Origin of the sequence: Enterobacter sp. PP-008-ECC_S150, from assembly GCF_045257065.1 — a bacterium.
Lineage (GTDB): Bacteria > Pseudomonadota > Gammaproteobacteria > Enterobacterales > Enterobacteriaceae > Enterobacter > Enterobacter chengduensis.
The window spans coordinates 114,172-135,603 of record NZ_JBJHHG010000001.1 but is presented as its reverse complement, the minus strand read 5'-3'; the positions used below and the strand labels follow the sequence as shown (position 1 = coordinate 135,603).

The 21,432-nt window shown below is 56.4% G+C and carries 19 protein-coding genes; 18 read left to right on the top strand and 1 reads right to left on the bottom strand.

Translation table 11 applies throughout. From position 1 onward, the window contains the following. Positions 1-99: 99 nt before the first annotated feature. The 3 genes from udk (at position 100) to asmA (ending at position 3,287) form a co-directional block, all read left to right on the top strand. Positions 100-741, top strand: a complete 642-nt coding sequence (udk, locus tag ACJBF3_RS00640) for a uridine kinase (RefSeq protein WP_045328239.1) — start codon at positions 100-102, stop codon at positions 739-741. A gap of 91 nt (positions 742-832) precedes the next feature. Next, positions 833-1,414 (top strand): dCTP deaminase, encoded by a 582-nt coding sequence (gene dcd, locus ACJBF3_RS00635; protein WP_032641661.1) that lies wholly within the window; start codon positions 833-835, stop codon positions 1,412-1,414. A gap of 22 nt (positions 1,415-1,436) precedes the next feature. Further along, positions 1,437-3,287: an outer membrane assembly protein AsmA gene (gene asmA / locus ACJBF3_RS00630; RefSeq protein WP_045328088.1), complete on the top strand. Its 1,851-nt coding sequence runs from the start codon at positions 1,437-1,439 to the stop codon at positions 3,285-3,287. A gap of 141 nt (positions 3,288-3,428) precedes the next feature. Here the strand turns inward: asmA and ACJBF3_RS00625 are convergent, their stop codons facing one another. Continuing rightward, positions 3,429-5,012, bottom strand: coding sequence for a TerC family protein (locus ACJBF3_RS00625; protein ID WP_045328089.1), 1,584 nt, complete (start codon positions 5,010-5,012; stop codon positions 3,429-3,431). Between the two features lie 692 nt (positions 5,013-5,704). Between ACJBF3_RS00625 and ACJBF3_RS00620 the strand changes: the two genes are divergently transcribed. The 15 genes from ACJBF3_RS00620 (at position 5,705) to cpsG (ending at position 21,382) form a co-directional block, all read left to right on the top strand. Further along, positions 5,705-6,844 carry a polysaccharide export protein gene (locus tag ACJBF3_RS00620; protein ID WP_032641654.1) on the top strand — a complete coding sequence of 380 codons (1,140 nt, stop codon included), beginning with the start codon at positions 5,705-5,707 and terminating at the stop codon, positions 6,842-6,844. A 6-nt stretch (positions 6,845-6,850) separates the two neighbouring features. Further along, positions 6,851-7,294 (top strand): low molecular weight protein-tyrosine-phosphatase Wzb, encoded by a 444-nt coding sequence (gene wzb, locus ACJBF3_RS00615; protein ID WP_045328090.1) that lies wholly within the window; start codon positions 6,851-6,853, stop codon positions 7,292-7,294. 2 nt (positions 7,295-7,296) lie between these two features. Then, complete coding sequence (wzc, locus tag ACJBF3_RS00610; RefSeq protein ID WP_045328091.1) at positions 7,297-9,459, top strand: tyrosine-protein kinase Wzc; 2,163 nt, start codon at positions 7,297-7,299, stop codon at positions 9,457-9,459. 116 nt (positions 9,460-9,575) lie between these two features. After that, the gene (gene wcaA, locus ACJBF3_RS00605; protein ID WP_045328092.1) at positions 9,576-10,418 is read left to right on the top strand and encodes a colanic acid biosynthesis glycosyltransferase WcaA; all 843 of its coding nucleotides are present in this window, start codon (positions 9,576-9,578) and stop codon (positions 10,416-10,418) included. After that, positions 10,418-10,909: a colanic acid biosynthesis acetyltransferase WcaB gene (gene wcaB, locus ACJBF3_RS00600; protein ID WP_045328093.1), complete on the top strand. Its 492-nt coding sequence runs from the start codon at positions 10,418-10,420 to the stop codon at positions 10,907-10,909. The genes wcaA and wcaB overlap by 1 nt, the downstream gene beginning before the upstream one ends. Next, on the top strand, positions 10,906-12,123 hold the full coding sequence (gene wcaC / locus ACJBF3_RS00595; RefSeq protein WP_045328094.1) for a colanic acid biosynthesis glycosyltransferase WcaC: 1,218 nt from the start codon (positions 10,906-10,908) through the stop codon (positions 12,121-12,123). Before wcaB ends, wcaC begins: the two co-directional genes overlap by 4 nt. Further along, a complete protein-coding gene (wcaD, locus tag ACJBF3_RS00590) occupies positions 12,098-13,318 on the top strand; it encodes a colanic acid polymerase WcaD (RefSeq protein WP_045328095.1) in 1,221 nt (406 codons plus the stop codon). The genes wcaC and wcaD overlap by 26 nt, the downstream gene beginning before the upstream one ends. Before the next feature lie 12 nt (positions 13,319-13,330). Further along, complete coding sequence (wcaE, locus tag ACJBF3_RS00585) at positions 13,331-14,077, top strand: colanic acid biosynthesis glycosyltransferase WcaE (RefSeq protein ID WP_045328096.1); 747 nt, start codon at positions 13,331-13,333, stop codon at positions 14,075-14,077. 15 nt (positions 14,078-14,092) lie between these two features. Then, entirely contained in the window at positions 14,093-14,647 is a 555-nt protein-coding gene (gene wcaF, locus ACJBF3_RS00580; protein WP_045328097.1) for a colanic acid biosynthesis acetyltransferase WcaF, read from the top strand. Positions 14,648-14,668: 21 nt separating this feature from the next. Then, the gene (gmd, locus tag ACJBF3_RS00575) at positions 14,669-15,790 is read left to right on the top strand and encodes a GDP-mannose 4,6-dehydratase (protein WP_014884502.1); all 1,122 of its coding nucleotides are present in this window, start codon (positions 14,669-14,671) and stop codon (positions 15,788-15,790) included. A 2-nt stretch (positions 15,791-15,792) separates the two neighbouring features. Further along, a complete protein-coding gene (locus tag ACJBF3_RS00570; protein WP_013097874.1) occupies positions 15,793-16,758 on the top strand; it encodes a GDP-L-fucose synthase in 966 nt (321 codons plus the stop codon). A gap of 2 nt (positions 16,759-16,760) precedes the next feature. Next, complete coding sequence (locus ACJBF3_RS00565) at positions 16,761-17,240, top strand: GDP-mannose mannosyl hydrolase (protein ID WP_045328098.1); 480 nt, start codon at positions 16,761-16,763, stop codon at positions 17,238-17,240. Further along, positions 17,237-18,460 (top strand): colanic acid biosynthesis fucosyltransferase WcaI, encoded by a 1,224-nt coding sequence (gene wcaI / locus ACJBF3_RS00560; protein WP_045328099.1) that lies wholly within the window; start codon positions 17,237-17,239, stop codon positions 18,458-18,460. Before ACJBF3_RS00565 ends, wcaI begins: the two co-directional genes overlap by 4 nt. 3 nt (positions 18,461-18,463) lie before the next feature. After that, positions 18,464-19,900, top strand: coding sequence for a mannose-1-phosphate guanyltransferase (gene cpsB / locus ACJBF3_RS00555; protein WP_045328100.1), 1,437 nt, complete (start codon positions 18,464-18,466; stop codon positions 19,898-19,900). 111 nt (positions 19,901-20,011) lie between these two features. Then, entirely contained in the window at positions 20,012-21,382 is a 1,371-nt protein-coding gene (gene cpsG / locus ACJBF3_RS00550) for a colanic acid biosynthesis phosphomannomutase CpsG (RefSeq protein ID WP_047716180.1), read from the top strand. The last annotated feature ends 50 nt before the right edge of the window (positions 21,383-21,432 follow it).

Below are 21,432 nucleotides of genomic sequence, written 5' to 3'. Positions count from 1 at the left end.
TTCGACTGGTATCACGCCCGCTAAATCCCTATAATTGCCGCGTTTGACGCTCCGGCGTCGTCCTTCCTTAACATCCAGGTTAATCAGGTCGCTAAATTTATGACTGATAAGTCTCATCAGTGCGTCATTATAGGCATCGCCGGCGCATCGGCTTCAGGTAAAAGTCTAATTGCCAGTACGCTTTATCGCGAACTGCGTGAACAAGTAGGTGATGAGCATATCGGCGTCATTCCCGAAGACAGCTATTACAAAGATCAATCCCATCTGTCGATGGAAGAGCGCGTCAAAACCAACTATGACCACCCCAATGCGATGGATCACAGCCTGCTGTTCCAGCATTTAGAAGCGCTCAAGAGCGGCCAGGCGATTGAACTGCCCGTTTACAGTTATGTAGAGCATACCCGCACCCAGGAAACCATCCGCATCGAGCCGAAAAAGGTCATTATCCTTGAAGGCATTCTGCTGCTGACCGACCCCCGTCTGCGTGAATCCATGAACTTCTCGATTTTCGTTGATACCCCGCTGGATATCTGCCTGATGCGCCGCATCAAGCGTGACGTGAATGAACGCGGCCGTTCGATGGACTCCGTCATGGCGCAATACCAGAAAACGGTCCGCCCGATGTTCCTGCAGTTTATTGAGCCCTCCAAACAATACGCCGATATCATCGTGCCGCGCGGGGGTAAAAACCGCATTGCGATTGATATCTTAAAAGCGAAAATCAGCCAGTTTTTTGAATAAGCCGCGCGAATTGTGTACCGTTCAGAGATAACCTGGTTTTACCCTGAGCGCTTGCCGCCTCAGGGTACGATGCATAAAAGGAGAAAGTGCCGTGCGTCTTTGCGATCGCGATATTGAAGCCTGGCTGGATGAAGGCCGTTTGTCTATTACCCCACGTCCACCTGTTGAGCGCATCAATGGCGTGACCGTTGATGTGCGGTTGGGGAATAAATTCCGCACCTTTAGCGGCCACACTGCGCCGTTCATTGACCTTAGCGGGCCAAAAGACGAAGTTAGCGCCGCGCTCGATCGCGTGATGAGTGACGAAATCATCATCGACGAAGGCGAAGCCTTTTATCTGCACCCGGGTGAACTGGCTCTGGCGGTCACGTTTGAGTCCGTGACCCTCCCTGCCGATCTCGTTGGCTGGCTGGACGGCCGTTCTTCGCTGGCGCGACTGGGGCTGATGGTTCACGTGACCGCACACCGTATCGATCCAGGCTGGTCCGGGCGTATCGTACTCGAATTCTTCAATGCCGGTAAATTGCCGCTGGCGCTGCGTCCGGGCATGATGATCGGTGCGTTAAGCTTTGAACCGCTGTCAGGCCCGGCAGACAGGCCCTACAACCGTCGGCAGGACGCAAAGTATCGCGACCAGCAGGGCGCGGTTGCGAGCCGTATTGATAAAGACTGATCGTTAGTCCATTGAGGATGCCATGAGAAGAGTTCTGACAACGCTGATGATTTTGCTGGTGGTGCTGGTGGCTGGCCTTTCGGCGTTGGTACTGCTGGTTAACCCTAATGATTTCCGCGATTACATGGTGCGGGAGGTCGAGGCGCGCAGCGGTTATCAACTGAAGCTTGACGGACCGCTGCGCTGGCACGTCTGGCCGCAGCTCAGCATTCTCTCTGGCCGCATGTCGCTCACGGCGCCTGGGGCGTCCCAGCCGCTGGTGGCCGCGGACAACATGCGTCTTGATGTCGCGCTGATCCCGCTCATTTCCCATCAGCTGCAGGTTAACCAGGTGATGCTGAAAGGCGCGGTGATTCAGCTCACCCCGCAATCCGAAGCCGTACGCGATGCCAATGCGCCGGTTGCGCCGCGCGAAAATACCCTGCCTGATGAACCGTCCGATACGGGCTGGTCCTTTGATATCGGCAAGCTGAAGGTGGCCGACAGCGTGTTGGTTTTCCAGCACGAGCACCAGGAGCAGGTGACCGTTCGCAACATCAGCCTGCAGATGGAACAGGATGCCCATCATCTTGCGTCGGTGGAATTTAGCGGGCGCGTGAATCGCGATCAGCGCGATTTGACCCTCTCGCTGAACGCCAGCGTCAATGCCTCAGACTATCCGCATCAGCTTACGGCCGACATCCAGCAGCTGAACTGGCAGCTGACGGGTGCCGATCTTCCCACTCAGGGGATCGCCGGGCAGGGAACGCTGCAGGCCGTGTGGCGCGAAGAACAAAAGCAGCTGGAACTGGATAATCTTAACCTGCAGGCAAATGACAGTAGCCTGAAGGGGCAGGCGAGCGTCACGCTGGAAGAGAAGCCGAAGTGGGTGCTGAACCTGCAGTTTGACAAGCTCAACCTGGAAAACCTGCTTCCGCCTCAGCCATCCAGCCCGACGGACAGCGATGCTGCGCAGACGGGACAAAGCCAGGCGCCGGTATCACGTCCGGTTATTTCGTCCAATCTTGACCAGCCTGAGTATAACGCCCTGCGCGGATTCACGGCGGATATCCTGCTGAAAGCCAATAGCCTGCGCTGGCGCGGTATTGATTTTACCGACGTGAGCAGCCAAATGTTTAACCATAACGGTTTGCTGGTGATCTCCGAACTGAGCGGTAAGATGGGCGCAGGGAACCTCTCGCTGCCCGGCACGCTGGATGTCCGTAAAGACGTTGCAAGCGCCGAATTCCAGCCGCGTCTCGACAACGTTGAGATAGGGACCATCCTTAACGCGTTTAACTACCCGATATCGCTAACGGGGCAGTTGTCGTTAGCGGGCGACTTCTCGGGTACGAAAATTGATGCCGATGCTTTCCGCCGCGAGTGGCAGGGGCAGGCGCATCTCGACCTGAAAAATTCCCGTATGGAAGGGCTTAACTTCCAGCAGCTGGTGCAGCAGGCGGTGGAGCGCAGCAGCGATGTGAAAGCCCAGGAAAACTACGACAGCGCCACGCGCCTCGACAGTTTCACCGCGGATCTGACGCTGGATAACGGACAGCTCGCTCTCGAAGGCATGCAGGGCACCTCTTCGCTGTTATCGATCACCGGGGACGGCAAGCTGGATCTGGTGAAAGAGACGGCGGACACGCGCTTTAACGTGCGGGTACTTTCTGGCTGGCAGGGTGAAAGCAAGCTTATCGACTTCCTTAAAGAGACGCCGGTTCCGCTGACCGTATATGGCAAATGGCAGGCGCTGAATTACAGCCTGCAGGTTGACCAGATCCTGCGTAAGCATCTGCAGGATGAAGCAAAACGTCGGCTTAGCGACTGGGCGGATCGTAATAAAGATTCACAGGGCGGCAAGGATGTGAAGAAGCTGCTGGATAAACTGTGATGCCTGTTGCGCCGGGTGGCGGCTTCGCCTTGCCCGGCCTACAAAAATCTGACGCCGTTGTGCCGGGTGGCGGCTTCGCCTGACCCGGCCTACACAAACCGAACACCGTAGGCCGGGTAAGCGAAGCGCCACCCGGCTTTTTTACACCTCAAAATCCAGTTCTTCCTCATCCCGTAACGGTATTAACTGCACCTTCTGCACGCGATGGTTTTCAATTTGCAGCGTTTTAAGCAGGTAGTCGCCTACCTGAACCTCTTCCCCCGGCTGCGGAATACGCTGCAAATACTCCATCAGCAGGCCGGCAATCGTGTGATATTCCCGCTTTTCATCCAGCGGCAGCGGCACATATTGCACCAGGTCTTCAAGCGGCATATGGCCGTTAGCCGTCCACGAGCCGTCTGCATTTTTCTGAATATCATGGCGGGCATCAATTTCATCCACCTCGTTTGGCAAGTTACCGGCGATGGTTTCCATCACGTCGCTGAGCGTCACCAGCCCTTCTACAGAACCAAACTCATCGACCACAAAGGCAAAGTGCGTGCGCGCGTTGCGGAATTGCTCAAGGGCGGAAAGCAGCGGTAGCCCCTCCGGGAAAACCAGCGGCTGGCGTACCAGGGCGCGCAGATTGAGCGCCTCGCCGTGAAGCTGCTGCTGAAGCAGGTCGATAACGTGCACCACGCCCAGCAGCTCCTCTTCCTCTTCACCGCCGGTCACCACCACGCGGGTGTGCTGGTTTTTATCCAACAGGGCACGGATTTGCGCTTCCGGGGCCGTCAGGTCGATATGCTCAATGTCATGCCGCGACGTCATGATGCTGCTGACCGTTCGTTGATTCAGGTTAAGCACCCGCTCGATCATCCGTCGCTCCTGCGGGTCAAAAATCTGCCCGTCGCTGCGATCGGCCAGCATGGCGGAGGATTCGGGGTCCAGCTCCGCATCCTCTTTCTTGCCGCTGAGCAGGCGCATGACCGTGTCGGCCGTGCGCTGGCGCAGGGTCTGATTGGCGGAAAGGAAGCGGCGGCGGTTAAATATCGCCAGCTGGTTGAGCGCTTCAATCATGACGGAGAACCCGATGGCGGCATACAGGTAGCCTTTCGGAATATGGAAGCCGAAACCGTCGGCGACCAGGCTAAAGCCAATCATTAGCAGGAAGCTCAGACACAGGATCACGATGGTAGGGTGGCTGTTCACAAAGCGGGTCAGCGCCTTGCTGGCCATTACCATCAGCGTGATGGCAATAATGACCGCGGCCATCATCACCGCAAGATGGTCCACCATCCCAACGGCGGTGATCACCGAGTCGAGGGAGAAGACCGCATCCAGCACCACAATTTGCGCCACCACCGGCCAGAATTTCGCCCCGCGGCGCTGGGTCGGGTTCTCGCTGTCTTTGCCTTCCAGCCGCTCATTCAATTCCACGGTGGCTTTGAACAGCAGGAACAGCCCGCCAAAGAGCATAATCAGATCGCGTGCGCTGAAGCTCAGACCGTGAAGGGAGAACAGCGGCTGCGTGAGCGTGACCAGCCAGGAGATAGAGGCCAGCAGCAGTAAGCGCATCACCATCGCCAGCAGCAGGCCCGTCACGCGCGCGCGGTCGCGCTGGGAAGGGGGCAGTTTTTCAGCGAGGATGGCGATAAAAACCAGATTATCAATCCCGAGCACGAGCTCGATGACGACCAGCGTAACCAGCCCGGCCCAGATTGAGGGATCGGCAATCCATTCCATAGTAATAGCAATACCTTCTGTTATATGACGAATGTCACACTTCGATCATGGATAAAGCCGGGGGAAATTGCAATGCCGGGGTGAGATTTCTCTTAATACGTCGGGTGAAAAAGAGAGCATTCCGATGCTGCTGTAAATAAGGGGAATACGTATATTTAATTACCGGAATAGCATTTTAGGATATATCGCAGGTAAAGGTTTTTGCCCTGTTATTGTCAATATAAAGAAAATCCTAAAAGGTCAAAAGTTTGCTCTTAATATTAATCTTAAAAACGGATATTAGGACAGTTGTCTCCTTGCCTGCTATTAGGTTAGCTGCAACAATTCTCCCAGCATCAAATGTTAAATCTCGGTGTTGCTATTATTGTTCGGTCTTGTGGAGTGATTATTCATTATCCGTCGGGTATTTGCAGCGGCTGATATATTCCAACAAGACCTTACTTAAGAGGGTGTCTATCCATAACACATTGTTTAGTCAGTGGATTGGTAACTGAAAGCCAAGGGCGGTAGCGTGCCTGAAAGCGTGTGAATCAGCATCGATTATTCTGTCAATAGCCAATGGATGAATAAGCTTTTTTTAGGACTGATGCCAGTTAAATTTCTATTTGATTAACTGCATGCTGAAAACCAATACGACCCGAGCTTATTTAAATTGCACAGGATAATTACTCTGCCAAAGTGATAAATAATCAATGATGAAATCCAAAATGAAATTGATGCCATTATTGGTGTCTGTGACCTTGATGAGTGGTTGCACGGTCTTTCCCGGCAGCAATATGTCAACAATGGGTAAGGATGTGATCAAGCAACAGGATGCCGATTTTGATCTCGACAAAATGGTGAATGTTTATCCACTTACGCCACGTCTGGTCGAACAATTACGTCCACGTCCGAATGTTGCTCAGCCGAATATGTCTCTGGACCAGGAAATTGCCTCCTACCAGTACCGCGTGGGGCCGGGAGACGTGATCAACGTGACCGTCTGGGACCACCCGGAACTGACCACGCCAGCAGGCCAGTACCGCAGCTCAAGCGACACCGGTAACTGGGTGCAGTCAGACGGCACCATGTTCTATCCCTACATTGGCAAAGTCCACGTAGCGGGGAAAACGCTTGCCGAGATCCGCAGTGATATTACCGGCCGCTTAGCGCAGTACATCGCCGATCCGCAGGTGGACGTTAATATCGCCGCATTCCGCTCGCAAAAAGCCTATATCTCCGGCCAGGTGAACAAGTCCGGCCAGCAGGCCATCACCAACGTTCCTCTTACCGTGCTGGACGCCATCAACGCCGCGGGCGGGTTAACCGACGGCGCCGACTGGCGCAACGTGGTGCTCACCCATAACGGGAAGGAGCAGCGTATTTCGCTGCAGGCGCTGATGCAAAACGGCGATCTGACCCAGAACCGCCTGCTCTATCCGGGCGATATTCTTTACGTCCCGCGTAATGACGATCTGAAAGTCTTCGTGATGGGCGAAGTGAAGAAACAGAGCACGCTCAAGATGGACTTCAGCGGCATGACGCTGACCGAAGCGCTGGGCAATGCGGAAGGCATCGATCTGACCTCCTCCAACGCCAGCGGCATCTTCGTGATTCGCCCGCTGAAGGACGACGCCAGCAACAAAGGCAAGATTGCCAACATTTACCAGCTCGATATGTCCGACGCCACTTCGCTGGTAATGGCAACGTCGTTCCGCCTCCAGCCATACGACGTGGTGTATGTCACCACCGCGCCGGTTGCCCGCTGGAACCGTCTGATCAACCAGTTGCTGCCAACCATCAGTGGCGTTCGCTACATGACGGATACGGCGCGCGACATTCATACCTGGTAATCCGCGATGTTTAACAAAATTCTGGTGGTATGCGTGGGGAACATTTGCCGTTCCCCTACGGGTGAACGGCTGTTGAAGCACTACCAGCCCGAACTGATCGTTGAGTCGGCAGGGCTGGGCGCGCTGGTCGGTAAAGGTGCCGATGAGCGCGCAGCCAGCGTGGCGCGGGATCATCACCTCTCCCTCGACGGCCACGTGGCGCGCCAGGTTACTGGCCGCATGTGCCGGGAATATGACCTGATCCTGACGATGGAAAAACGCCATATTCACGCGCTGTGCGATATCGCGCCGGAGATGCGCGGCAAGGTGATGCTGTTTGGTCACTGGGACAATGAACGTGAAATCCCCGATCCGTATCGCAAAAGCCAGGAGGCCTTTGAGGCGGTTTACACCTTACTTGACCAGTCTGCCCAACAGTGGGCGCAGGCACTGAAAGTTCAGCAGGGATAACAATGACAGAAAAAACAAGACCTTCTGCCGCCCCGACATCGGGCAGTGATGAAATTGATATTGGGCGCCTGGTCGGCACGGTCGTAGAGGCAAAATGGTGGGTGCTTGGCATTACCGCCGTGTTTGCCGCCGCGGCTGTCGTCTATACGCTGTTCGCCACCCCTATCTACAGCGCCGACGCGCTGGTGCAGATCGAGCAGAATACCGGCAACTCGCTGGTGCAGGACATTGGTTCCGCGCTGGCGAACAAGCCGCCGGCCTCCGACGCTGAAATTCAGCTTATCCAGTCACGCCTGGTGCTGGGTAAAACGGTTCACGACCTCGGGCTCGATATCTCCGTCACCAAAAATACCTTCCCGATCTTTGGTGCGGGCTGGGATCGTCTGATGGGGCGAAACAACGACACGGTGAAAGTGACTGACTTCGTGCTGCCGAAAGGGGCTGCCGATCGGACGTTTACCCTGACGGTGCTTGGCCCGAAACAGTATCAGTTGACCAGCGACGCGGGCTTTAGCGCGCGCGGTGAAGTGGGGCAGATGCTGAGCAAAGACGGCGTCAGCATGATGGTCAGCGCGATTAACGCCCAGGAGGGCGGTGAATTCACCGTCACCAAATTCTCCACGCTGGGGATGATCAACAATCTGCAAAACAACCTCACCGTCACCGAAAACGGTAAGGACACCGGCGTGCTGAGCATGACCTTTACCGGTGAAGATAAGGATCAGATCCGCGACATCCTGAACAGCATTACCCGCAACTATCTTGAGCAGAACGTTGAGCGTAAGTCGGCCGAAGCGGCGAAAAGCCTGGCCTTCCTCGCGAAGCAGCTCCCGGAAGTGCGCGCTCATCTGGATGATGCCGAGAACAAGCTGAACGCCTACCGTCAGGATAAAGACTCCGTTGACCTGCCGCTGGAGGCGAAATCGGTCCTCGATTCAATGGTCAACATTGACGCGCAGCTCAACGAGCTGACCTTTAAAGAAGCCGAGATTTCCAAGCTTTATACCAAACGTCACCCGGCCTACCGCACGCTGCTGGAGAAACGCCGTACCCTCGAAGAGGAGAAGGCGAAGCTCAATGATCGCGTGACCGCGATGCCGAAAACGCAGCAGGAGATCGTGCGTCTGACCCGCGACGTGGAGTCCGGACAGCAGGTGTACATGCAGCTGCTGAACAAGCAGCAGGAGCTGAAAATCACCGAAGCCAGCACCGTGGGCGACGTGCGCATCGTCGACCCGGCCATTACCCAGCCCGGCGTGCTGAAGCCGAAGAAAGCGCTGATTATCCTCGGCAGCATTATTCTCGGCCTGATGCTCTCCATCGTGGGCGTGCTGCTGCGTTCCCTGTTCAACCGCGGCATCGAAAGCCCGCAGGTGCTGGAAGAGAGCGGTATCAACGTCTATGCCAGCATTCCGCTGTCTGAGTGGCAAAAATCCCGTGACAGCGTCAAAACCATCAAGGGCGTTAAGCGCTACAAGCAGAGCCAGCTGCTGGCGGTGGGTAACCCGACCGACCTCGCCATCGAAGCGATCCGCAGCCTGCGTACCAGCCTGCACTTCGCCATGATGCAGGCCAAAAACAACGTCCTGATGTTGACCGGCGTTAGCCCGTCAATCGGTAAAACCTTCGTCTGCGCCAACCTGGCGGCGGTGGTGAGCCAGACCAACAAGCGCGTGCTGCTGATCGACTGCGATATGCGTAAGGGCTATACCCACGAGCTGCTCGGCACCGATAACGTTAACGGGCTGTCGGAAATCCTGCTCGGCAAGGGTGAAATCAGCCAGAGCGCCAAGCCGACAACGATCCCGAAATTTGACCTGATCCCGCGCGGGCAGGTACCGCCTAACCCGTCCGAGCTGCTGATGAGCGAACGTTTCAGCCAGCTCATTGAATGGGCGAGCAAACACTACGACCTGGTGCTGATCGATACGCCGCCGATTCTGGCCGTGACCGATGCTGCCGTCGTGGGCCGCCATGCGGGCACCACGCTGATGGTCGCGCGTTACGCGGTGAACACCCTGAAAGAGGTGGAAACCAGCCTGAGCCGCTTCGAGCAGAACGGGATTGAGGTGAAAGGGGTGATCCTGAACTCCATCTTCCGCCGCGCGACCGGGTACCAGGATTACGGGTATTACGAGTACGAATATAAGTCTGACAGTAAATAACAAATGATTCCCCCTCACCCTAACCCTCTCCCCAGAGGGGCGAGGGGATAGTCCGGTGCCGCCTTTCACCCTCTCCCCTCAGGGGAGAGGGCCGGGGTGAGGGGTAGGAGGAAGATATGACCACACAACGCCCTTTGATTTCTATCTATATGCCGACATGGAATCGTCAGCAGCTGGCGATCCGCGCAATTAAGTCGGTCTTACGTCAGGATTACGATAACTGGGAACTGATCGTCGTGGATGACTGTTCTTCTTCGTATGAACAGCTGCAAAAGTTTGTCACCGATCTCAACGACCCGCGCGTGACGTACACCCATAACCCGATGAACTCCGGCGCCTGTGCGGTGCGCAATCAGGCGATCATGCAGGCCAAAGGGCAGTATCTGACCGGGATCGACGACGACGATGAATGGACGCCGAACCGCCTGTCCGTCTTTCTGTCCCATAAAGAGCAGCTGGTCACGCACGCTTTCCTGTATGCCAACGACTATGTCTGCCAGGGCGAGGTTTACTCGCAGCCTGCCAGCCTGCCGCTGTATCCAAAATCACCGTACTCTCGCCGCCTGTTCTACAAGCGCAACATTATTGGTAACCAGGTCTTCACCTGGGCGTGGCGTTTCAAAGAGTGCCTGTTCGATACCGAACTCAAGGCTGCACAGGATTACGACATCTTCCTGCGCATGGTGGTGGAGTACGGCGAGCCGTGGAAAGTGGAAGAGGCCACGCAGATCCTGCACATCAATCACGGGGAGATGCAAATCACCTCGTCGCCGAAGAAGTTCTCCGGGTACTTCCACTTTTACCGCAAGCACAAGGACAAGTTTGACCGTGCCAGCCGGAAGTATCAGCTCTTTACCCTCTATCAGATCCGCAATAAGCGTATGAACTGGCGCACGCTGCTGACGCTGCTGTCCGTGCGTAACGGCAAGCGTCTGGCTGACGGGCTTCGGGGGAAATAATGTTTCTGGAAGATTGCCGCGCAAACAGCTGGAGCCTGCGCCCGTGCTGCATGGTTCTGGCGTACCGCATCGCGCACTTTTGCTCGGTGTGGCGTAAGAAAAACGTGCTGAACAATATCTGGGCGGCACCGGTGCTGGTGCTGTACCGCATCATCACCGAATGCTTTTTTGGCTATGAAATTCAGGCCGCTGCCACCATTGGCCGCCGCTTTACCATCCACCACGGCTATGGAGTGGTGATCAACAAGTTCGTGGTCGCCGGGGATGATTTCACCATTCGCCATGCCGTCACCATTGGCAACCGCGGGCCTGACAGCCTGGCCTGCCCGGTCATCGGCAATAACGTCGAGCTGGGGGCAAACGTGGTGATGATTGGCGACATTACGATTGGCAATAACGTCACGATTGGTGCGGGCAGCGTGGTGCTGGACAGCATTCCGGATAACGCGCTGGTGGTGGGTGAAAAAGCCCGCGTGAAGGTGATTAAATGAATATTCTGCAATTTAACGTACGCCTCGCAGAAGGCGGAGCGGCGGGCGTGGCGCTGGATCTGCACCAGCGCGCGCTGCAAAAAGGGCTTCAGTCTCGCTTTATTTACGGCTACGGCAAGGGAGGCAAGAAAAGCGTCAGCCACGATAACTTCCCGCAGGTGCACAAGCTCACGCCGCGCCTGACCTCGATCGCCAACATTGCGCTGTTTCGCCTGTTTAACCGCGACCTGTTTGGCAACCTGAACACGCTTTACCGCACGGTGACCCGCACCACGGGGCCGGTTGTGCTGCATTTTCACGTCCTGCACAGCTACTGGCTGAATCTGGAAGAGGTGGTGGCGTTTTGTCAGAAGGTGCAGGCCCACAGGCCCGACACCCGCTTTGTCTGGACGCTGCACGATCACTGGAGCGTAACCGGACGCTGCGCGTTTACCGACGGCTGCGAAGGCTGGAAAGATAACTGCCAGAAATGCCCGACGTTAAGCAACTATCCGCCGGTGAAGGTGGATCGCGCCCATCAGCTGGTGGCCGGCAAGCGTCAGCTGTTCCGCGACATGCTCTCGCTCGGCTGCACGTTTATCTCTCCAAGCCAGCACGTGGCCGATGCGTTCAACAGCCTGTACGGGGCAGGGCGCTGTCAGATTATCAACAACGGTATCGACGTGGCGACGGAAGCTATTCTGGCCGAACTCACGCCGGTGGCGGAAACCGCGGGCAAGCCGAAGATCGCCATCGTTGCGCATGACCTGCGCTACGACGGTAAAACCAACCAGCAGCTGGTGCGCGACATGATGGCGCTGGGCGACAAGATTGAACTGCATACCTTCGGCAAGTTTTCGCCGTTCGACGGGGCCAACGTGGTGAACCACGGGTTTGAGACCGACAAGCGCAAGCTGATGAGCGCGCTAAATGAAATGGACGCGCTGGTGTTCAGCTCCCGCGTGGATAACTATCCGCTGATCCTCTGTGAGGCGCTCTCCATCGGCGTGCCGGTGATTGCTACCCACAGCGACGCGGCGCGTGAAGTGCTGGAAAAATCCGGCGGGAAAACCTTCGCGGAGCGCGAGGTGCTGCCGCTGGTGCAGCTGCCGAAGGCGCAGATCGCCGAGGCTGTTTTTGGCACTGACCTGGAATCGTTCCGCAACCGCAGCCGCAAGGCCTACAGTGGACAACAGATGCTGGAGGAGTATGTCTCGTTCTATCAGAATCTGTAGTTATCTGCTGCTGCCGCTGATCTATCTGCTGGTCAACGTCAAAATTGCCCAGCTCGGCGAAAGCTTTCCGATAACCATCGTCACCTTCTTGCCCGTTCTGCTTCTGCTGTATGTCGATAAAATCAACCTGAAGAAGCTGATGATTGCCCTGGGGCTGGGCACGGGCCTGACGCTGTTTAACTACATCTTTGGCCAGTCGCTGGATGCCAGTAAATACGTCACGTCGACCATGCTCTTTGTTTATATTGTCATTATTATCGGAATGGTCTGGAGTATTCGGTTTAAAACGATTTCTCCGCACAATTATCGGAAGATCCTCAGGTTCTTTTATATTGCCGTAGCGTTAATTGTTATGCTTGCTGCCATGGAAATGGCGCAAATTATTCTCACCGGCGGCAGTAGCCTGATGGAGATAATTTCGAAATATCTCATTTACAGTAACAGCTATGTATTGAACTTCATCAAGTTTGGCGGGAAGCGCACCACGGCCCTCTATTTTGAACCGGCGTTTTTCGCTCTGGCGTTAATCTCAATTTGGCTCAGCATCAAACAGTTTGGTATCAAAACGCCTAAGACCGATGCTATGATTCTTGCAGGAATTGTTCTGTCTGGATCGTTCTCAGGGGTAATGACATTTATCCTGTTTTACCTGCTGGAGTGGGCGTTTCAGTACCTGAACAAAGAAGCGATTAAGAAAAAACTGCCGCTGGCGATTATCTCCCTGACGGTATTTATGGTAGGCGTGATATTTGCCTTCCCGTACATCTCAGAACGTCTGGGTGATTTGGGAACGGAAGGGTCTTCATCCTATTATCGCATCATCGGGCCACTGGTGATGGTGGGTTATTCCTTAACCCATATTGATGGGGTTGTAAGATTCGGCTCACTTTACGAATATGTTGCATCATTCGGAATCTTTAACGGTGCGGATGTCGGTAAAACCATAGACAATGGTCTGTATCTGTTAATTATTTATTTTTCGTGGTTCGCCGTACTGTTGACCCTGTGGTATCTGTTTAAAGTTTTCAAAATGATGATTAACGCGTTTGGTGATAACCAGAACTTTCGCGTGCAGCTTTATCTTTTTACGCCGGTGTCGCTGTTTTTTACCGGGTCAATATTTAGCCCGGAATATGCTTTCTTAATTGTTTGTCCGTTTATTTTGCGCAAAGCGCTTAATATTACGAATTCATGACGAGGTGGTCTTATGTTTCTTAGCGTCATTACTGTCGCTTTTCGTAATTACGAAGGGGTGGTAAAAACCTGGCGCTCGCTGCGCAACCTGGCGCGCGATCCCAGCCTCACCTTTGAGTGGATTGTGGTCGACGGCGGCTCGAACGATGGCACGGCGGAGTTTCTGGAAAAACTCAACGGTGAGTTCAACTTACGCTACATCAGCGAGAAAGATAAAGGCATCTACGATGCGATGAACAAAGGCATCAGCATGGCCCAGGGCCGTTATGCCATTTTCCTCAACTCCGGCGATATTTTCCATGATGACGTGGCGCTGTTCGCCCGCCAGCTGGCGCGTCAGAAAGAGGACGCCATGTATATTGGCGATGCGCTGCTCGATTTTGGCGACGGGCATAAGGCGTGCCGCAGCGCGAAGCCGGGCTGGTATATTTACCACAGCCTGCCCGCCAGCCATCAGGCCATTTTCTTTCCGGTAAAGGGTCTGAAAAAACAGCCATACGATTTGCAGTATAAAGTATCTTCCGATTATGCGCTGGCTGCCAGCCTGTATAAATCCGGTTACCCGTTCCGTCGAATTAAAGGGCTGGTGTCTGAATTTTCAATGGGCGGCGTGTCAACCTCGAATAATCTGGAATTGTGCCAGGATGCGAAAAACGTGCAGCGCAAAATATTACGCGTGCCGGGTTTCTGGGCGGAATTGTCTTATTTATTACGCCTGCGCACCACCGGCAAAACCAAAACCTTATATAACAAAGCCTGAATATAAGGACATGCAATGCAGGATTTAAGCGGTTTTTCCGTGCCGAAAGGCTTTCGGGGCGGGAACGGTATTAAGGTACAGCTGTGGTGGGCCGTTCAGGCAACGTTATTTGCCTGGTCACCACAAATACTGTACCGCTGGCGAGCCTTTTTATTGCGCCTGTTTGGCGCAAAAATCGGAAAAAACGTAGTCATTCGACCTTCGGTAAAGATTACCTACCCCTGGAAATTAACGCTTGGGGATTACGCCTGGGTAGGGGATGACGCGGTGCTATATACCCTGGGCGAGATTACGATTGGCGCAAATTCGGTGGTTTCACAGAAGTGTTATTTGTGCACCGGCAGCCACGACTTTATGAGTCAGCATTTTGATATTACCGCTTCGCCTATTGTGATTGGTGAAAAATGCTGGCTGGCAACGGATGTTTTTGTTGCACCGGGTGTTTCTGTTGGCGATGGCACGGTTATTGGTGCCCGCAGCAGCGTTTTTAAATCGCTACCGGCAAATAAAGTTTGCCGTGGCAACCCCGCAGTGGTGATACGCGAACGCGTTGAAACTGAAAAACTTTGATAAGTACAGAGGAATATAAACATGTCTAAAGTCGCTCTCATCACCGGCGTTACCGGGCAGGATGGTTCTTACCTGGCAGAGTTCCTGCTGGAAAAAGGGTATGAAGTACACGGTATTAAACGTCGTGCGTCTTCTTTCAACACCGAACGTGTGGATCATATTTATCAGGATCCTCACGCGGCGAACCCGAAATTCCACCTGCATTACGGCGACCTGACCGATACCTCCAACCTGACCCGTATCCTGCAGGAAGTGCAGCCGGATGAAGTCTACAACCTGGGCGCGATGAGCCACGTCGCGGTCTCCTTCGAGTCCCCGGAATACACCGCTGACGTTGATGCCATGGGTACGCTGCGTCTGCTGGAAGCAATCCGCTTCCTCGGCCTTGAGAAGAAAACGCGCTTCTACCAGGCGTCCACCTCTGAGCTGTACGGTCTGGTGCAGGAAATCCCGCAGAAAGAGACCACGCCGTTCTACCCGCGCTCTCCGTATGCTGTCGCCAAACTGTACGCCTACTGGATCACCGTGAACTACCGTGAATCCTACGGCATGTACGCCTGTAACGGCATCCTGTTCAACCACGAATCCCCACGCCGTGGCGAAACCTTCGTAACCCGCAAAATTACCCGCGCTATCGCCAATATCGCGCAGGGTCTGGAGTCTTGCCTGCACCTCGGCAACATGGATTCCCTGCGTGACTGGGGCCATGCCAAAGACTACGTGAAAATGCAGTGGATGATGCTGCAGCAGGAACAGCCGGAAGACTTCGTGATCGCGACCGGCGTGCAGTACTCCGTTCGCCAGTTCGTTGAGATGGCTGCGGCACAGCTGGGCATCAAGCTGCGCTTCGAAGGCACCGGCGTGGAAGAGAAGGGTATCGTGGTTTCCGTAACCGGCCACGACGCGCCGGGCGTGAAGCCAGGCGACGTGATTGTCCAGGTTGACCCGCGCTACTTCCGTCCTGCTGAGGTGGAAACCCTGCTGGGCGACCCAACCAAAGCGCACGAGAAGCTGGGCTGGAAACCTGAGATCACCCTGCAGGAGATGGTTTCCGAGATGGTCGCCAAAGATCTTGAAGCAGCGAAAAAACACTCCCTGCTCAAGTCTCATGGCTACGAGGTTGCCATCGCGCTGGAGTCCTGAGAATGACAAAACAACGTATTTTTGTCGCCGGCCATCGCGGAATGGTGGGTTCCGCGATTGTTCGACAGCTCGAACAGCGCGGTGACGTCGAGGTAGTTGTCCGCACCCGTGACGAGCTGAACCTGCTCGACAGCCGTGCGGTACAGGACTTCTTTGCCAACGAACGCATTGACCAGGTGTATCTGGCGGCGGCGAAGGTGGGCGGTATTGTCGCCAACAACACCTACCCGGCGGATTTCATCTACGAAAACATGATGATTGAGAGCAACATCATTCACGCGGCGCATCTGCACAACGTGAATAAGCTGCTGTTCCTCGGCTCATCCTGTATTTACCCGAAAATGGCGAAGCAGCCGATCGCCGAGAGCGAACTGCTGCAGGGCACGCTTGAAGCGACCAACGAGCCGTACGCGATTGCCAAAATTGCCGGGATCAAGCTGTGCGAGTCCTACAACCGTCAGTACAACCGAGACTATCGTTCGGTGATGCCGACCAACCTGTACGGACCGCACGATAACTTCCACCCGAGCAATTCGCACGTGATCCCGGCGCTGCTGCGCCGCTTCCACGAGGCGACCGCCGAGAACGCGCCCGACGTGGTGGTGTGGGGCAGCGGCACGCCGATGCGTGAATTCCTGCACGTGGACGACATGGCTGCCGCCAGCATTCACGTGATGGAGCTGGATCGCGAAGTGTGGCAGGAGAACACCGAGCCGATGCTGTCGCACATCAACGTCGGTACCGGCGTGGACTGCACCATTCGCGAGCTGGCGCAGACCATCGCGCAGGTGGTGGGCTACAAGGGCCGCGTGGTGTTTGACGCGACGAAACCGGACGGCACGCCGCGCAAACTGCTGGACGTCACCCGTCTGCATCAGCTGGGCTGGTATCACGAGGTGTCACTGGAGCAGGGGCTGGCCAGCACCTACCAGTGGTTCCTGGAAAACCAGCACCGCTTCCGGGGGTAACGATGTTTTTAAGTCAGGAAGATTTTGCCACGGTGGTGCGTTCCACTCCGCTCATCTCGATTGATCTGATCGTGGAGAACGAACGCGGCGAGTTCTTGCTGGGGAAACGAACCAACCGCCCTGCACGGGGCTTCTGGTTCGTGCCCGGCGGGCGCGTGCAGAAGGATGAGACGCTACATGACGCGTTTGAGCGTCTCACTCTGGCGGAGCTGGGCCTGCAGCTGCCGATGGCAGCGGGCCAGTTTTACGGGGTCTGGCAGCACTTCTATGACGATAACTTTTCAGGCACCGGGTTCACCACGCACTACATCGTGCTGGGGTTCCGCCTGAAGGTGACTCAGGCAGACCTGCGTCTGCCTGATGCCCAGCATGACGACTACCGCTGGCAGACGCCAGAGGCGCTGCTGGCAAGCGACAATGTGCATGATAACAGCCGTGCCTATTTCCTCGTGGAACGTCAGGCTGAGGTGCCGGGCCTATGAAGATCCTCGTGTACGGAATCAACTACTCGCCGGAGCTCACCGGCATCGGGAAATACACCGGCGAGATGGTCGAGTGGATGGCGAGCCAGGGACATGACGTGCGGGTCATTACCGCGCCGCCGTACTACCCGGAATGGAAAGTCGGGGAGCGCTACTCAAGCTGGCGCTACCGTCGTGAAGAGGGTGCAGCGACCGTCTGGCGCTGCCCGCTGTATGTGCCTAAGCAGCCCTCGACGCTGAAGCGGCTGCTGCATCTTGGCAGCTTTGCTCTGAGCAGTTTTTTCCCGCTGATGGCGCAGCGTCGCTGGAAGCCGGATCGCATCATCGGCGTGGTGCCGACGCTGTTTTGCACGCCGGGCATGCGCCTGCTGGGCAAACTCTCCGGCGCGCGCACCCTGCTGCACATTCAGGATTATGAAGTTGACGCCATGCTGGGCCTGGGGATGGCAGGCAAAAGCAAAGGCGGCAAGGTGGCGAAGCTCGCCAGCGCCTTTGAGCGCAGCGGTCTGCACAACGTGGATTACGTTTCGACCATCTCGCGCTCGATGATGAACAAGGCGCAGGAGAAGGGCGTCCCGGCACAGAAGGTGATTTTCTTCCCGAACTGGTCCGAAGTGACGCGTTTTCGCGACGTGACGGAGCAGGACGCTCAGGCGCTGCGCGCGCAGCTTGGTTTGCCTGATGACCAAAAAATCATTCTTTACTCAGGCAATATCGGCGAAAAGCAGGGCCTTGAGAACGTGATTGAGGCGGCTCAGCTGCTGAAAGAACATCCATGGATGTTTGTGATTGTCGGGCAGGGCGGGGGAAAGGCGCGGCTGGAAAAACGGGTCGGCGAACGCGGCCTGACCAACGTGAAGTTCTTCCCGCTTCAGTCTTACGAGGCGCTGCCTGCGCTGCTGAAGATGGGCGACTGCCATCTGGTGGTACAAAAACGCGGCGCGGCGGACGCGGTGCTGCCGTCCAAGCTGACCAACATTCTGGCAGTGGGCGGTAACGCGGTGATTACGGCCGAAGCCGAAACTGAATTAGGCCAGCTGTGCGACAGCTACCCGGGGATTGCGGTGTGCGTGGAGCCGGAATCGGTCCCGGCGCTGGTCTCCGGCATTGAGCAAGCGCTTGCCATGCCAAAAGTAAACACGGTGGCACGTGAATATGCCGAACGCACGCTCGAGAAAGAGAACGTGCTGAGCCAATTTATTGCAGATATACGGGGATAAATCATGAGTCAAACCACTTTGTATCCGGTTGTGATGGCTGGTGGCTCTGGTAGCCGGTTGTGGCCGCTGTCCCGCGTGCTCTATCCAAAACAGTTCCTCTGCCTGAAAGGGGATCTCACCATGCTGCAGACGACGGTAAACCGTCTGCACGGCGTGGAGTGTGAAAGCCCGGTGGTGATTTGTAACGAACAGCACCGCTTCATCGTTGCCGAGCAGCTTCGCCAGCTGAATAAACTCACCGAAAACATCATTCTGGAGCCTGCCGGTCGTAACACCGCGCCAGCTATCGCCCTCGCGGCGCTGGCGGCAAAGCGCAGCAGCCCGGACTGCGACCCGCTGATGCTGGTGCTCGCAGCAGACCACGTGATCCAGCAGGAAGACGCGTTCCGCGACGCGGTGCGTGCGGCCATTCCTTACGCCGAGAGCGGCAAGCTGGTCACCTTCGGCATCGTGCCGGATCTGCCGGAAACCGGCTACGGCTACATTCGCCGCGGCAGCGTGACGCCGGGTGAAGGCGACAGCGTCGCCTTTGACGTGGCGCAGTTTGTCGAAAAACCGAATCTGGAAACCGCCCAGGCGTACGTTGCCAGCGGGGAGTATTACTGGAACAGCGGGATGTTCCTGTTCCGCGCCGGACGCTATCTGGAAGAGCTGCGCAAATACCGCCCGGATATTCTGAACGCCTGCGAGAAAGCGATGGCGGTGGTGGACCCGGATCTCGACTTCATCCGCGTGGATGAAGAGGCGTTCCTAGCCTGCCCGGAAGAGTCCATTGACTATGCGGTAATGGAGCGCACGGCAGACGCCGTCGTAGTGCCGATGGATGCGGGCTGGAGCGACGTGGGCTCCTGGTCCTCCCTGTGGGAGATCAGCGCCCATACCCCGGAGGGTAACGTCCATCACGGCGATGTCATTAGCCACAAAACGGAAAACAGCTACGTTTACGCCGAATCCGGCCTGGTCACTACGGTCGGGGTGAAGGATCTGGTGGTGGTCCAGACCAAGGACGCCGTGCTGATTGCCGACCGTAACGCCGTGCAGGACGTTAAAAAAGTGGTGGAGAAGATCAAGGCCGACGGTCGCCACGAGCACCACATTCACCGCGAAGTGTACCGTCCGTGGGGGAAATATGACTCCATCGACGCGGGCGAACGCTATCAGGTGAAGCGCATCACCGTGAAGCCGGGCGAAGGGCTGTCGGTGCAGATGCACCACCACCGCGCCGAGCACTGGGTGGTGGTCGCAGGTACGGCCAAAGTCACCATTGACGGCGAAGTCAAACTGCTCGGCGAAAACGAGTCCATCTATATTCCGCTGGGGGCGACGCACTGTCTGGAGAACCCGGGGAAAATTCCTCTCGACCTGATTGAGGTGCGCTCCGGCTCGTATCTGGAAGAGGACGATATCGTGCGCTTCCAGGACCGCTACGGGCGGGTGTAGCACTCTGCATTATGCCCGGTGGCGCTGCGCTTGCCGGGCCTACGAATGACAAAAAAATTAATTTGGCCATTTAGTGGTCAGGGCCGACTGTTGCCTGAAAAAGGGGTCATCATGGAAAAATTAACCTGTTTTAAAGCCTACGATATTCGCGGCAGGCTGGGCGAAGAGCTGAATGAAGACATCGCGTGGCGCATTGGCCGCGCGTACGGCGAATATTTAAAACCGCAGACCATCGTGCTGGGCGGCGACGTGCGTCTGACCAGCGAATCCCTCAAGCTGGCGCTGGCGAAAGGGCTGCAGGACGCGGGCGTGGACGTGCTGGACATCGGTCTTTCCGGGACCGAAGAGATTTACTTTGCCACCTTCCACCTGGGCGTGGACGGCGGTATCGAAGTGACCGCCAGCCACAACCCGATGGACTACAACGGCATGAAGCTGGTGCGCAAGGGCGCGCGTCCTATCAGCGGCGACACCGGCCTGCGCGACGTGCAGCGCCTGGCGGAAGCCAACGATTTCCCGCCGGTCAACGAGGCGAAGCGCGGTAGCTACAAAAAAATCAACCTGCAGAAAGAGTACATTGACCACCTGCTCGGCTACATCAACGTGGCGAACCTCAAGCCGCTGAAGCTGGTCATTAACTCCGGTAACGGCGCGGCCGGTCCGGTTGTCGATGCCCTGGAAGCCCGCTTTAAGGCGCTGAACGTGCCGGTGACCTTCGTCAAGGTGCACAACACCCCGGACGGCAACTTCCCGAACGGTATTCCTAACCCGCTGCTGCCGGAGTGCCGCGACGACACCCGCAACGCGGTGATTGAGCACGGCGCGGATATGGGCATCGCCTTTGACGGCGATTTCGACCGCTGCTTCCTCTTCGACGAGAACGGACAGTTCATCGAGGGCTACTACATTGTCGGCCTGCTGGCGGAAGCGTTCCTCGAGAAGAACCCGGGTGCAAAAATCATTCATGACCCGCGCCTCTCCTGGAACACCGTCGACGTGGTGTCTGCCGCAGGCGGCACGCCGGTGATGTCCAAAACCGGCCACGCGTTCATTAAAGAGCGTATGCGTGAAGAAGACGCCATTTACGGCGGCGAGATGAGCGCCCACCACTACTTCCGTGATTTTGCCTACTGCGACAGCGGGATGATCCCGTGGCTGCTGGTGACCGAGCTGCTGTGCCTGAAGGGCCAGACGCTGGGCGAGCTGGTGCGCGACCGCATGGCGGCGTTCCCGGCGAGCGGGGAGATCAACAGCAAGCTGGCGCAGCCGGCCGAGGCCATTGCCCGCGTGGAGCAGCATTTTGCGATTCACGCGCTGGAAATTGACCGTACGGACGGCATCAGCATGGCGTTCCCGCAGTGGCGGTTCAACCTGCGCTCGTCGAACACCGAGCCGGTGGTGCGCCTGAACGTGGAGTCTCGCGCTGACGCGGCGCTGATGGAAGCCCGAACGAAGGACATTCTGGCGCTGTTGAATCAGTAACAATTGCCCCTCACCCCAGCCCTCTCCCCAAAGGGGAGAGGGTGTTCAAG